This window comes from Dyadobacter sp. CY261 (assembly GCF_021440085.1).
Classification (GTDB): domain Bacteria; phylum Bacteroidota; class Bacteroidia; order Cytophagales; family Spirosomataceae; genus Dyadobacter.
Map to the genome: position 1 here is coordinate 1 of NZ_JAKCPW010000001.1, position 14,084 is coordinate 14,084.

Genomic DNA, 14,084 nt, shown 5'->3' on the forward strand with positions numbered 1-14,084 from the left:
GATACTTGGATCAAACCTGGTAAAGTAGGTAGCCGCCACAATACCATTGCATGAAGACCATCTCAAAAGGATGGTCTTTTTTTGTGCCTTAGGGCTTGGTTCGGAGCGACGTTCGCTTCACCTCTTCCAGTGGTACGCCACCCCGGCCCGGAACAGAGAAGTTAAGCGCGGCTGGCTAAGCGCGGCTGGCTAAGCCGGGGGCGGCTAGCCGGGGGAACCTAGCCGGCGGCACCTAGCCGGGGGCGCCTAGCCGGCGGCGCCTAGCCCAGAACCGCCGATGATACCGCGCCGCGCAGGCTTGGATCAAACCTGGTAAAGTAGGTAGCCGCCACAATTTTAACAAACAAAAAGCATCCCCTCAAAAGGATGCTTTTTGCGTTTATAGGCTGTTCTGGATGACTTATTTTACGTTAAAACAACAAAATACAGAACAAGCGATAGCGGTGTGTTCAGGCGAAGTTCTTCCGAAAGTATAAGGAGAGACCACTTTTTGTGATGTATCCCAACTATTTTCTTTTGCTGGGGTCTTTACTGTAATCTCCAAGCAACATTTTATATGCGTCTCATCCTCAACGCTCCATTCTACGGCATCTTATTGCTTTGTTTTTTATCATCATGCTCAAAAGACGAGCAAGACTGCGGGTGTGATGGTTCAACACGCCGTATCTTCGAAAACGTACAAGCAAGGTACGTCGGTGAAGGCATGTTCGTGGTTCCAGATACGATGGCGGGCTTCCTACGCCTGTACCCATGTGATGTAGATACTACCTGGGAAGTAAGTGAAGATCGGAATACCTGGAACTATACGATCTCGGGCAATCTTAAAAAGTATTGTCCCGGCCCTAATCCAGAGCTTGAGCTCCCTTATGGCGGGGGAAAAATTCAGCTTACAAATATCAAAAAGATGTAATATCTCCCTCCATACAGCAAGGTTACGTTGGGAGGCTACTTGTAGCGGCTTTATGTTGCACGGAGGGTTATGCGACAGCGGGAGCAGCTCCCAGCTTCGGCCATATGATAGTCCCTTATCGCACCACCTGGATCATCCCGCTTCCAACTGTTAAATTGTTCTCAATCCGGATCAGATAAGTGCCAGAACTTAGACTCGATACATCAATGTTCTCTCTCTTTTTTAACTTACCTATCTCCTTTGACAAGATCCTTTTGCCGTCTGCTGTAAAAATTGTCATTGTGCCTGGCTGGTTAATCAAGTTGGATCCTACCTTGATTTCCAACTCGTGGCTGGCCGGATTGGGATAAAAAAACATTTCTTCCATACTGGAGAGATCAACAGCAATTATTTTAGAGTAGGCGAAGTCAGCATCGATTTCTATGGATTTTAACCTATAATAATTTAATCCGGCGGCCGGGTTATAATGGGTAAGACTATAAAAAGTGGTATCAATGGCAGGTGTTTCGCTGATGGCCCTGAACGTTTTCGCGTCGGTACTGTGCTCTACAACATACTTTGACATCTCGATCTGATCCGCCACTTTCCATTTCAGCGTCACCAGATTACTTTCCGCAGAGGCCATAAAATCCCGCACCGTTACCGGAAGTGCCGCCTCGGAAGCAAGAATAGATAGTCCATATCGGTTTGCTATCCAGAAGCTTTCGTTTTTATCGATCCAGAGATCACCACCAAAGTCTTTAAAAGGTAGTGCGGCCCCGGCCTTTTCCCAGCTACCACGATTAAATTTGTAAACCTGTGTATCATTGCCTGATGCCAGGATATAGGCGCTGCCGGAAGGCGAAATGCTGAGGCCGGTAACCCGGCTGCCGAAAGGAGCGTTTCCTGAATGGAAACCCGACCAGCTTGAACCGTCATAGTAGGCAATCGAGTTCTGACCAGTGGAATAATCTGTCTGACGGAGCCAGATTTTTCCGTCGTTCCGGATTTCGATCTGTTCGATGAAGTTCCCGATAGCCGGACTGGTTGATGAATTAATGGTGTAAACCTGGTTGGGATTGTTAAGGTCCATTACCAATATCTCACTGCTGTAAACCGGGGATGGAGTTGACTTGAATGATCCATGCCTTATTGTTGTAGAACCGGATGTCTTTAATGGACTGGCTGCCGGACACCTGACGAAGTAAAACCGGGCCGCCAGGTGTTTCTCTGAATATCTCCTTTTGTGTCCAAAAAATTGCATTCTGCGGGTTGTAATCCTGTATACTATTCGTAAAGACCTGCGTCACAGATGCGCCAGGCGAAGGTATTTCATTCACAAGCTTAACCTTACGGAACTCGCCCGAAGCTCCGGAGTTGAGCACATAAACATTCTGGTCATCATCCGTACGAATTGCGTTTTCCAGGCCGACACCCAGCAATCCATCGGTATTATTCCGGTTGAAAGTCTGGTAGGTGAGCGCTTTCGGGTCAATTTTTAGAAATCCTGCATCAACCACCCCGAGCCAGATATGTTCGTTGGAGAGCGTAATTTTCTGGTTCATGCGACCGAAAACGAGTTGGTTCTTTTCGCTCAAAAACGTGTGCGCCGGTGGCGTGTTAAGACTGCCGGTGGTAAATTCAATAGTGTAATCAATCTGATTGCGATCAGGATAATTGATCAAATCATCGGGCCGGCCCTGCACGCGGAGATATAACTTTGTATTGGTCGGCAGGCCCTTGAAAACATCCACAACCTCCATATATGGCGTATAGTTCCTTTGGAAAAGAGGATTGGTCAAACCTGGGTTGTCGGCGATGGTGATGGTGAGATTGGGATAAGTTTCATTGTGCAAATAGGTGAGCGGAAGCGTTCTCGGTACATTGAGCATATCCTCCCGAATGGGTAAGAATAGCCCGACCGCGTTCAGTTCCGGATTAGCCGAAAAGTATCCTGTTTCCGACCATCTTCCTGTTTTTCCGCCTTGAATTGCCTTGACGCGCCATTGGTACCCGCCCAGATAAGTGGAAGCTATAAATTCGTTTTGGGTGATGATCTGGTCCGTCGAATTGGCGAACTCGAAATCATACAGTGTTGTTACCTGAATCCGGTAAGCCGTTGCACCCGGAACCTCAGAGAATGACAGTACAACATTTTGTTGTGAAGAAAAAATTGTCCCTATGGCAGGGCCGAGGATCACAGGCACATCAGGCTGACCGGGATCGATCCTGATTTTGACTGTATTTGACCAGTTCGAAGCGCCGAAAGCGTTGAGCGCCCTGACCCGGACAAAATATTCCGTACCCAGAGTCTGCTTTAATAGCGAGATGCCATTAGATGCAGTCGGCTGGACGATCTCGTTTGCGAAATTACCATTTGTGGAATAGCTGAATTCGTAGGAACTGGCGTTTACAGATACCGGCCAGGCGTAAAAATCCCCTTTGATTGCCGTGATGTCACCAGCAAGGGAAACCTGCATTGGTGCAGATGCTATTGGTAGGAAAGTTGTCTCGGCATGCTCTTTGATCACGGCCTTTATCACCGGATGGAGCGGCCGCCCGGCGACGTTGCCGCCACATAGGCTCATCAACGAGTTCGTCGTGCTTGTTTCCAGCGATTTGTCATAACAGCCGCCTTCCACAACACCGCAGTGGTCGAACGGCCCACCCGGCCAGGAGCAGTTATTGGAATGGTAAGACCCAAAGTTATGTGCCAGTTCATGCAGGATGATCTGAATATTTTCGAGCGGGGACACATTGAAGGTACCGCCAATGAGAGCTAAACCCGCATAACTAGTCACGGATTTTGTATAGAGGTATATTCGTTTATCAAAATCAGAATCGGACCTGACGCGGCTGATCAGGATGTTAAACAGCGTGTTCATGTCGTTCTCTCCTGCGTAAGGATCTGATCCGCCGTCCTTGAAAATCCGGATGTTGGTGACCATCAGCCTGATGTTTGCTTCTCTTTCATAAAATTTTGAAGCCTTTTCGATGTTTTGAGTTACTTTTTGAATGATCGCGGCAGTATCCCGTTCGTACTTCACATAGGTGTCCGAATCGATGTCCACCGTAATGCGGCAAATCCTGGTTTCCCCGGCGGTAGTGCGTGCATTTTGCAGTGCCATAATTGCCGGGAGCCTACTTACCATTTGCTTTACTTCTTGTGGCGCGTCGGCGTCTTTGGTGCCGCACATAAGTGTTTTTTCCTGACTGAAAGCGGATCCCCAGGAGAGTAGAAGGCTTAAAAGAAACTTGAATCCGGTCGAGGAGAAAGTAAATCCGTTCATAATGATGCGAGATTACTTGTGAGGATTATCCGAGGTGTCCGGACAATCAAATGACACGATCGCAAACATCTGCGCTGCACTTGCTTTCTTATTCATTGAATTGTTGCGGAGAGGTTCCGCGCGAAACCGTCTGGCCGTTAGCGGCCGTATGATAATCAGCTGGTAATTAGCCCAATCCCCGGCTCGGCGCTTCCAACCCGCGACCAACTGTGATTTTGATCACAGTTTTTTTGTGATTCACTTCCTTCGAATCAGGTATCAAGTCGACCTAATTTTGAAAGATGAAAAACGAAGACCTTTTGAGCAAAAAACAATCAATCCAGTTTTGTCATGGAATACAGAAAGCTCGGTCATATGGATATTGATGTGTCAGTGATTACCTATGGAAGTTTTGCAATCGGCGATACGATGTGGGGTGGTACGGAAAAGAATGAGGAGCGCTTTTTATCAATACTGAATGTGCGTAAAATCACTTTAATGGCATTTTGCGTAATGATAAGTTTCGCCGCGGATGCAAAGCATGTGGTAGGAACAACCGCAGAGGCATTCGGTACGAGAACCGTCGAGCCAATAGTAGCCAGGCTGACCAGATTTGAAGTTAAACAGGAACGCGAGCAGGAATTTCGTAAAATACTCACGGAAGCCGTGTCGTTTGCAATGACACTGGAAGGGAATATTATGGTGGAAGCCTACCATGAAGTAGATCAGCCTTTGGTACTCTGGTTTCTCGAGCGTTGGGTAGGGCCCGAAGACCTGGAAAAGTTTTCAAAAAGCAACCAAGGGCGCTCGTTGGAAGCAATGCGGAAAGAAGCACTAATTAAGCCGCCTAAAACCTATGTGTTAAGGGACTTAGAGTCACTGACCAAACAACAGTGGCGTGCGGTTCCCCGACGGGAAGACAAGCCGCTTACGGTAATGCTGTTCGTTGACGCCCGGGTAGGCACCCAACAACAGTTTAAAGATACCTACCACATTGCCATGCCGAAATTTCGTGGTGAAACTGGTGTGGTGACTTATCAACTATCTGAGATTGAAGGGGATGGGACGCAGTTCGTTACCTACGAAAAATTTAGAAACCCGGACGCATTCCAATACCACCTGAATTTCCCACCTGTCAAACCAGTAATCGAATACCTGGAATCGAATGTCAAACATCCTCCATTTCAGAATGGCCTTCACAACTTGGTAGAAATCGCGCCTATGACGCGTGAATAGTCTAAAACCAGCGTGTAATTTTTAATTAAATGTCAAAATCGATGAAAAAGTCAATTCTGTCCCTGGGAAGCCTGGTTCTTCTCTTTTTTGCGGGCCAATCCCGTGCCCAGCAAAACACTGCAAATGAGCTCGAAGTGATAAACCAGCTTTCTTCTCATGCAGCAGTCTCCTCGATGCCGGTATCGCAACTATTGAATGCCCCGGGCAACGAAGCATTGAAAGCATTTTTCTTTACACCCGTTAAGAACAAAGCTGCACTGAAGGGTAAAAAGATGGCTGTCCTGGCGGCGGATGGTTTCGAGGAAATTGAACTACTGGGTCCGGTCTGGTATTTCCGACAACTTGGGGCGCAGGTGGATATTGTTGCTCCGAAGTTCAATCCAGCCCCGGCCAGGTATGGCCTGAGCACTCCTGACATGGCTAAAAACCACATCATGGCCATTCAATACCTAAATCCGGTGGGTTGGGTAAAAGTTGACCGTACGGCGGATCAAATAAAAGTGGAGGAATACGATGCTATATTCATTCCGGGAGGGGCTTGGAACCCCGATAACCTTCGATATGATAAGGACATAATACGCTACATCCAGGAATTCAATAAATCCGGAAAACTGATTGCCGCGATCTGCCACGCACCGGTAGTGCTGGCTTCGGCAGATATTCTGAGGGGACGCAAGCTGACTGGCTACTGGAACATCCAAACAGATCTAACTAATGCAGGCGGCATAGTCACCGATGTACCAGTAGTGACAGACGGCAACATTATCACCAGCCGTCACCCGATCGACGTTGCAGATTTTTCGAAAGCTGTTGAAAGTTGGCTAACAAAAAAATAGAAAACCTAATGAATGCACAATCGATAAAGACGACGTATATGTGTTATCGTTAATAATACCGACAGGGTTGATAACCGATGCGCAGGGCAAGTCCTGAGTAAAATCGCCATTGATAAGGGCGACCTCGCTCAATAGTTGTTTGCAAAAACTTAGGCACAAAAAAGCCCGGCTTGATAATCAAGGCCGGGCTTTTTGCACTAGTTCGTGGTGCGGCGCTAGCTGATCCGCTTACTAAAAACAAAAACGCCCAGATAGTGGAACATTAATCCAATGGCCCAGCCGGGGGTTGACCACAGGGGCCACGGATAAGACTTCCCTGTAAAATACCAGATAAGCCACATTGCTGGGGTGACTAACACGAAGGCAAGCAGGTGTATCCTGAATCCCTTTTTTGCCTTCTCTTTCGCTGTCTCGTCCCAATTACTAAGGTTTGTCATATAACTACGTGGATAGGTTTGCCAAGGCTGTAAAGAGGCAGGAGGTGTTGTGCTACGAGCCTGAATATCAATCCAAATTAAGGCATAGCCTAAGTGAAGAACAAGGATTCAAATCACTATAAATGTGTGATTGCAGTCACACAAACGACTGCTAACGGCTTATTGATTACCAGTAGGATATGACTTGCGGATACCAAGCCTTTTGATCATAGAATGCAGCGTGGTGGGTGGAACACGCAATGCTTCGGCGGCACCTCCCGGGCCGGCGACCTTCCCTTCACATAGCCTCAAAACTTGCAGGATGTGTTCTCTGAGTACTTCATCGATTGATTTAATCCTGCCGCCCAACATAACAGAACTTAGGTGCTCGTCATCCGGGGAAAGGAACAGTTGTTCGATTACGGGGCCAGAACTCATCAGCATGCTTTGTTCTATCAGATTTTCCAGTTCTCGTACGTTGCCTGGCCAACTATGTACAAGCAATTTTCTAATGACCCTGCCCGATATACGCGGTACTTTTCTTCCGATTCTCTGGGCGTGTTTCTGTAAAAAGTACTTCGTCAGCGTCCCTATGTCTTGCTTTCGTTCACGAAGGGGTGGGACAATAATCGGGAACACATTCAATCTAAAAAACAAATCGCTCCGGAAATTGCCTTGCCGTACATGGTCTGACAAATCTTTATTGGTGGCCGCAATCACACGGACATTGGTTTTGATCACCGTTTTTCCGCCTATCCTTTCAATCTCTCTTTCCTGCAACGTGCGCAGCAGCTTGGCTTGCACCTCCAGTGGCATTTCACCGATTTCATCCAGAAATAAAGTTCCATTATCGGCCAGTTCCCACTTCCCGATCCTGGTCTCTGACGCGCCGGTAAAGCTACCTTTTTCATGGCCGAATAATTCACTTTCAATCAGATCAACAGGAAGTGCCGCGCAGTTAACTATAACCAGTGGCTGACTGTTTCGGGGCGAGTTCCGGTGAATGGCCTTCGCAACAAGTTCCTTGCCAGTACCTGTTTCACCAAGTAAAAGAACGGTGCTATGTGTGCCCGCAACCTGTGCCATCAACTGCCGCATATGTTCGATTGGAGCTGAACTACCAATTATTTCCGGAAAATTTTCTGGGATTTCCATTTGCGTATAAAGCCAATATATCTTCTAATTTAGTAAAGAATGTCGCCTCAATTGCTTATTTTTATCCCTTATCCCGCAGCACTGCCACATTATGGGTTTGAGAGTATTCATCGTTGAAGATCAGTTCATCGAAGCAAATGACTTGCAACTGATCCTGGAAAGTGCAGGCCACTCCGTGTGTGCTATCGTGAAATCCGTGGCGGCCGCACTGGATTTTTTAAGAACACAAAAGCCCGACATTGTGTTACTGGATATCTTTTTAAAGGGGCCGCAAACCGGTATCGACCTTGCGCCAGTTTTGTCGGCAGCAAACATACCCTTCATTTACATTTCTGCCAACTCCGATCCGCTGACATTTGAAGCTGCAAAGACCACCCGGCCAGACGGTTTTTTGATCAAGCCTTTCAGAAGGCAGGACATTCTCGTGGCGCTGGACATTGCGACCTACCGTCACCAATATTTCGTTGAGCATTTGCTCCAAACAAAGCAAGGAGCCCAGCACGATGTCGGAAAGAAGAAAGAACCCACCGACAACTTCGGTGAAATCATTGGCAGAAGCCCGAAACTTTTGCAAGCGCTCGACCTTGTGAGTCAGGTCGCCCCAATGGATACTTCGGTGCTCATTTTGGGGGAGACGGGCGTGGGAAAGGAGGGCATTGCGAAGGCGATACACCGGCTTTCTAAAAGAAAAAGTAAGCCACTCATCAAAGTCAACTGCGCGGCCATACCACCGACCTTGATCGAGTCGGAGCTGTTTGGGCACGAAAAAGGCGCATTTTCAGGCGCATCAGAAAGGCGCATAGGGAAATTTGAACAGGCTCAGGGCGGCACTATTTTTCTGGACGAGATAGGGGAGATGCCCTTGGAAACCCAGACCAAACTGTTGCGCGTGATCCAGGAAAAAGAACTGGAAAGGATCGGTGGCCGAGCGACGATCAAGCTCGATATCCGGATTGTGACCGCCTCAAACCGCAATCTTTACAAGGAAGTAGCCGCAGGCAAATTCCGGATCGACTTATATTATCGCATCAATGTGTTTTCAATAACATTGGCGCCATTAAGGGAGCGGACCGAGGATATTCCAGCGTTGGTTGATTATTTCTTGCAGAAGAACTCCCGGCTGACCGGAAATCCACCAAAGCGGATCGAGCCGCAAGCACTTGCCCGATTGATTGGGTATTCCTGGCCCGGCAATATCCGCGAGCTTGAAAATGTGATCGAGCGCGAAATTATCCTGGCGCGTTCAGCTGTCATTTCGTCGGTAGACCTGCCCGGAGACGAGATCAACATAAACGATACACATGCCGGAAGCCTCAAACCGGAGCCGGTTGCCGAGCGTGAAAAGCAGCTAATCATAGCGGCATTGTCCAAAAGCAATGGAAAAGTGTCCGGTAAGGGAGGGGCTGCCGAAGTCCTTAATATGCCAGCCCCCACGCTGGTTTCAAAAATGAAAAAGCTGGGCATTACGTGGCGGTTTGTTTCCGATTAACCGCGCCATACACCGAACCTTTCGGCTCATTCCAAATAATACTGCCAATATTCAGAAAGTAGATAGACTTTCGCCGTTTCCTGTTTGGTAACGAGCGCGGGCAAATTGTACCCAGCAAAACGTCTCAAAAAATGACGATATATCGTATTGTAATGTCCCGAAAACTATTTTATTAGTCTGTAAATGAACAGTTTAATTATTGGCACAGTGTTTTCTTATTTTCAATGTTTAATACCACCTCACTGTTGGCTACTCACATTCTTGATATGGAGAAACTGCGAAAACATATTGAAGAAATTACTCCTGTCAGCGATGACGAGTTCGAGTACATAAAAGCTTTTTTTACCAAGAAACGGGTCCGGAAGCACCAATTCTTAATCCAGGCGGGGGAGAAGGTAGCCTGCGAGTACTGGATCGCAAATGGCGTATTTCGTGCGTTTTACACCGACGAGACCGGCAGAGAGCATATCCTGCAATTTGCGCTGGAAAATTCCTGGCTGTCGGATTACAATGCCTTTTTTCATCAAACAGAATCAACCATGAATATCATTTGCATGGAAGAGGCGGAGGTATTAAGCCTTACACTGCATGCCAGAGAGAAATTGGCGTCAGACCTTCATAAAATGGAGCATTTTTTTCGAATGAAAGTTACCAGTGGTTATACAGCACAACAGCACCGGATTATATCCTTGCTATGCCGAAACCCCAAGGAGCGATATGAGGAATTTGGGATCCTTTTTCCCGAGATAGTAAGGCGTATACCCAAGAAATATATTGCGGAATATCTGGGTATCAGCCGCGAAACGCTAAGTAGAATTCACCCCGTCCAAAGGAGAGGTATTCCTGTTAAACAGTAGTCCGCTTTATTTTACCGATCCTTCAAGGCTGTGACTTTGATCACACTTTAATAGTGATTCGCTACCTATTTTAATTCGTACATACAATTGATCTTTGCCATCAATAGACCCCACTAAAATTCCAATTTGCTCATTAGAAACCATGACTCGTTGAGATATGAAAGCGTTGATAATTGGAGCAACCGGTGCTACTGGCAGGGACCTTGTAAATTTATTGTTGCAAGATCCGGAATATACCAGGGTTATCAGTTTTGTTCGTCGCCCGGCAGGTATTGTTCATTCCAAATTAACCGAACACGTTATCGATTTCAGCAACCTCAATGGGGTGGCCGCCTACATTCAGGGCGATATCTGGTTTTCATGCCTTGGCACTACGCTGAAGGCAGCCGGTTCCAAGGAGGAGCAGTGGCGAATCGACTACGAGATACCCCTTACGTTTGCACATATCGCCAGGCGCAACGGCGTATCAACGGTCGTGTTGCTTTCTTCGTATGGAGCTTCGTCGGAAAGCAGTGTCGTGTACTTAAAAATTAAAGGCCAGCTGGAAGAGCAAATTGCCGGCCTGACGTTTGACCGATACATTATCTTCCGCCCGGGCCACCTCTTACGTATAAACACCGACCGTCCGGTAGAACGACTCACCACAGGTTTACTGGCGCTGTTGAACGGCTTACGTATGTTCAAGAAATTCCGCCCCTTGCCCACCCATATGCTTGCTAAAAAAATGGCCAGAGCGCCAAAGTTTCTTGCCAAAGGTGTACATGTTATTGAGCTGGAAGAAATCTTCGGATTCTAGGACTGATTCCGGTAAAACCTATAAAAAACAAATCCATGAGCGAAAGTCAGAAAACATTCAGACGCATTGTGACTGGTCACGATGCAGATGGTAAGGCAACGATTATCTCGGATGCGCCACCGGTTCGTACTCAGCTTGTTGGAGGGCCTGGTGGCCCTACCTTCTTCGAAGTGTGGCATACCCTGGAAACGCCAGCCTTGATCCATTACCAACCCGACGACTCGGACGAGAATGGCTTAGTCCTGCCACCGCCGAAAAATGCGACTCGTATAAGGGTTATCGAATTCCCACCGGAAGGTGAAGAGGTCCGAAAGCTAACGGTCGCCGATGCAGCAGCGAAATTTAAGGCTATGGGCGACGAGAATGCATCAACGTTCGCTGTGGAAGCGCCGCATCCGCTCATGCACCGTACCCAAACCGTTGACTATGGTATCGTACTCGAAGGTGAAATAACGTTGGTTCTCGATCGGGAGGAAACAACCATTTACCAGGGGGACATTGTGATTCAAAACGGAACGAACCATGCGTGGGCCAACCGCTCAGATAAGCTTTGCCGGATGGCATTTGTGCTGATCGACGGGGAGTTTTCCAGTTTATAACATCTTTCAGAAAGCACTTTTATGCGTATTCAACCATTGAATCCCGAAAACCTAAGTCCGGAGCTCCGTTTAGTGCATGACGAAATCGCCAGTCTTGTTTCATCAAGCCAGGGCCAGGTCAGGATGATCGATGATCAGGGAGCATTGCTTGGCCCGTTTATACCAATGCTTCGCTATCCGCAGTTTGGCGTACCCGCTCTAAGTTTTTTGAGAACGCTTGATAGGCATGCCACGCTCGCAAAAAATGTTCGCGAAGTGGCAATTCTCACAGTGGGCGGAACATTTGGTGCGCGATTTGAACTGTATGCTCATGAAATCATGGCCGAAGCCTTCGGACTTTCGGCCAGCGACATTGCCTCGCTGGCGGCTGGTGGCCAGCCTAATGGGTTGACGCCACAGGAATTCGTTGCACACCGCATTGCAACTTGCCTTATCAAAGGCCACATTGTTCCTGATTCAACCTACGATCATGCCGTAAACTTACTCGGCCGTGATGGCGTGGCGGAGCTCTATTTCTTGATTGGCGGCTACACGCTTATTGCATTCATGCTGAATGGGTTCGATATCCCTGCACCCGGCCAATCACTTTGAATAATAATTTAAAATCGATTAGCTCCAATTCAATTTAAAAACAATGAAAACAACAGGCTTAGTGCTGCTATGTGCGGCATTCACGCTTTCAGCCATGGCATCTTGTTCACAAGACGACCATGTTTCAGCCCCTTCGCAGACGTATGTGTTGGTACACGGTGCATGGCAAGCGCCATACGTTTGGGATGATGTTCGTACGCAACTGATCAGTTCAGGTCACAAAGTGATTGTCGTTGAGCTACCTGGTCACGGCTCTGACCAAACCCCAGCCCATCAGCTTTCTTTGGATGTTTACCGGGACAAAGTCATAGAGGCCATTTCTACTGTAAATGAAAAAGTAATTTTGGTTGGGCATAGTATGGGTGGAATGGTTGTGACGCATGTCGCCGAAAAGGTGCCTGCCAAGATCAACAAGCTGGTCTATGTCGGCGCGTTTGTTCCAACAACAGGTCAGGCGCTTACGGACATAACCGATCCTGATTCTAAACTTGGCCCTGCCCTGATTCCATCGGCCGATCAACTGACGCTTGACGTAAAACGCGATGAGCTGACCAACTTATTTATCCAGGATGGCTCGCCCGCGGCCAAGAACAAGGTTACAGCCAACTATCGGGCCGAGCCGGCCATACCGTTCACAAATAAAGTGAACCTGAGTGATCAAGGTTTCGGTTCGGTAACAAAAGTTTACATTAAGACTCTTTCAGATGTAGTAATTTCCCCGGGACTCCAAGATCGGATGATAGCAGCTGCCGGAATTAGATCAGTTTATGAAGTCAACACAGGGCATTCTCCTTTCCTCTCCCAGCCGAAATCTGTGTCCGATTTGTTGATAAAAATTGCCAAATAAAATGCGGTATGGCATGATTAGACATTTCCTTCGATCCCTAAAAGACATTTTTAACGACCAGGCACACAGTCACAAATATCAATTCTTCAATCATAGAAGCCGTGCAGTCGGCTTCTATCGTCTCAGGCCCTTCGGTAATAATCCTTACCGGCAATTCAATTTACGGCAAGGCTCAGGTCGCTTTTGAAACAGATCGGTACTGAGGTCGAATTTCATGTTGGCAGATTGACTGATGGCAATGAAGAGAATAGGAGTTGTTCAGAGTAAATGGGAATGCAGGAGATAATTCGGAACACCGAGTAAAAATAATTTAGCGTGAAACCATGCAAGTATATACGCAAGAAATGCGCGTGTGTTGTAAATTGCCGCGAATTTTACTCATTGTTACATACTCCATACCCATAACCTCCTTTGTTTTGAAACCGCCAATTTTTTTCATTGAAAAGGCCAACGAGTACATTGCCGAAATCGATCGCCTCACTGCCAACTACGTGCCCCCAAGTTCCGCTCGTGAAAAACCTGGCTTGCAGGAACAAACTGATGAAATGTCCGACTTGAAACTGAAAATCAAGTTATTGTTTTTTGAATTCGAGCATGGGCATCTTTTTGTCGAAAAAGTGGTCGGCGCTCAAAATAACAACAAGTATAATAAGGGTACCAATGACCAGCTCCTGGTGATTTTCCGGCGGTATCTGGGCCTGTTTGTCGAGCACCTGCAGCTTTTCAGGGAATGAGTGCCGCATGATGATATCGGCCTGGCTTTCTGTGTTCTGGTCAATCAGAAAGTTGTTAGCAGCATTATAACAAAATAGAGCAGTGGATAGCCCAGTGCTCTATTTGATTTACTCAACGTTATTATGAAGCAAAGTTATGATCCATTCGTCACAAATAAAATTATTTATCGTAGTATTATGTCTACATTACTTCTTTTGTTTGTGCTGGAATCAATGGAAAACCCTGCTTAGAAGCACGCATGCATCAGTTAAGATGGTGTCGCTCAGCCGAAACCACAAACTCCGCAATAAAAAAGCGAATGCCCAATCAATCCCGGCGGCATTCGCTTTTTCTTTGAAACGAAAGCACTAAATTCCTCAGTGACCTTTG

Annotated in this window: 14 protein-coding genes; 10 read left to right on the plus strand and 4 right to left on the minus strand. The window is 47.2% G+C overall.

All coding sequences use genetic code 11. The features are described 5' to 3' along the window. Nucleotides 1-556: 556 nt before the first annotated feature. Nucleotides 557-910: a hypothetical protein gene (locus LZD49_RS00005; RefSeq protein ID WP_234665250.1), complete on the plus strand. Its 354-nt coding sequence runs from the start codon at nucleotides 557-559 to the stop codon at nucleotides 908-910. 115 nt (nucleotides 911-1,025) lie between these two features. Here the strand turns inward: LZD49_RS00005 and LZD49_RS00010 are convergent, their stop codons facing one another. Together LZD49_RS00010 and LZD49_RS00015 are read right to left on the minus strand one after the other, a co-directional pair. Then, on the minus strand, nucleotides 1,026-1,982 hold the full coding sequence (locus LZD49_RS00010) for a T9SS type A sorting domain-containing protein (RefSeq protein WP_234665251.1): 957 nt from the start codon (nucleotides 1,980-1,982) through the stop codon (nucleotides 1,026-1,028). Nucleotides 1,983-1,992: 10 nt separating this feature from the next. Further along, entirely contained in the window at nucleotides 1,993-4,179 is a 2,187-nt protein-coding gene (locus tag LZD49_RS00015; RefSeq protein ID WP_234665252.1) for a M12 family metallo-peptidase, read from the minus strand. 330 nt (nucleotides 4,180-4,509) lie between these two features. Here LZD49_RS00015 and LZD49_RS00020 point away from each other — a divergent pair, with 330 nt between their 5' ends. Both LZD49_RS00020 and LZD49_RS00025 read left to right on the plus strand, forming a co-directional pair. Beyond that, nucleotides 4,510-5,394, plus strand: a complete 885-nt coding sequence (locus LZD49_RS00020; RefSeq protein ID WP_234665253.1) for a putative quinol monooxygenase — start codon at nucleotides 4,510-4,512, stop codon at nucleotides 5,392-5,394. A gap of 41 nt (nucleotides 5,395-5,435) precedes the next feature. Continuing rightward, nucleotides 5,436-6,230 (plus strand): DJ-1/PfpI/YhbO family deglycase/protease, encoded by a 795-nt coding sequence (locus LZD49_RS00025; protein ID WP_234665254.1) that lies wholly within the window; start codon nucleotides 5,436-5,438, stop codon nucleotides 6,228-6,230. Between the two features lie 215 nt (nucleotides 6,231-6,445). Here LZD49_RS00025 and LZD49_RS35950 read toward each other — a convergent pair whose 3' ends face one another. After that, entirely contained in the window at nucleotides 6,446-6,667 is a 222-nt protein-coding gene (locus tag LZD49_RS35950; protein ID WP_409021287.1) for a 2TM domain-containing protein, read from the minus strand. A 159-nt stretch (nucleotides 6,668-6,826) separates the two neighbouring features. Further along, a complete protein-coding gene (locus tag LZD49_RS00030) occupies nucleotides 6,827-7,801 on the minus strand; it encodes a sigma-54-dependent Fis family transcriptional regulator (protein WP_234665255.1) in 975 nt (324 codons plus the stop codon). 91 nt (nucleotides 7,802-7,892) lie between these two features. Between LZD49_RS00030 and LZD49_RS00035 the strand changes: the two genes are divergently transcribed. From LZD49_RS00035 to LZD49_RS00065, 7 genes are all read left to right on the plus strand, one after another. Continuing rightward, complete coding sequence (locus tag LZD49_RS00035) at nucleotides 7,893-9,290, plus strand: sigma-54 dependent transcriptional regulator (RefSeq protein ID WP_234665256.1); 1,398 nt, start codon at nucleotides 7,893-7,895, stop codon at nucleotides 9,288-9,290. 266 nt (nucleotides 9,291-9,556) lie between these two features. Next, nucleotides 9,557-10,147: a Crp/Fnr family transcriptional regulator gene (locus LZD49_RS00040; protein WP_234665257.1), complete on the plus strand. Its 591-nt coding sequence runs from the start codon at nucleotides 9,557-9,559 to the stop codon at nucleotides 10,145-10,147. A gap of 157 nt (nucleotides 10,148-10,304) precedes the next feature. Continuing rightward, nucleotides 10,305-10,943: an NAD(P)H-binding protein gene (locus LZD49_RS00045; RefSeq protein WP_234665258.1), complete on the plus strand. Its 639-nt coding sequence runs from the start codon at nucleotides 10,305-10,307 to the stop codon at nucleotides 10,941-10,943. 35 nt (nucleotides 10,944-10,978) lie between these two features. Then, on the plus strand, nucleotides 10,979-11,542 hold the full coding sequence (locus tag LZD49_RS00050; protein WP_234665259.1) for a cupin domain-containing protein: 564 nt from the start codon (nucleotides 10,979-10,981) through the stop codon (nucleotides 11,540-11,542). Between the two features lie 21 nt (nucleotides 11,543-11,563). Then, entirely contained in the window at nucleotides 11,564-12,133 is a 570-nt protein-coding gene (locus LZD49_RS00055) for a carboxymuconolactone decarboxylase family protein (RefSeq protein WP_234665260.1), read from the plus strand. 43 nt (nucleotides 12,134-12,176) lie between these two features. Continuing rightward, the gene (locus LZD49_RS00060; RefSeq protein WP_234665261.1) at nucleotides 12,177-12,980 is read left to right on the plus strand and encodes an alpha/beta fold hydrolase; all 804 of its coding nucleotides are present in this window, start codon (nucleotides 12,177-12,179) and stop codon (nucleotides 12,978-12,980) included. 416 nt (nucleotides 12,981-13,396) lie between these two features. After that, complete coding sequence (locus tag LZD49_RS00065; RefSeq protein ID WP_234665262.1) at nucleotides 13,397-13,714, plus strand: hypothetical protein; 318 nt, start codon at nucleotides 13,397-13,399, stop codon at nucleotides 13,712-13,714. Nucleotides 13,715-14,084: the final 370 nt, after the last annotated feature.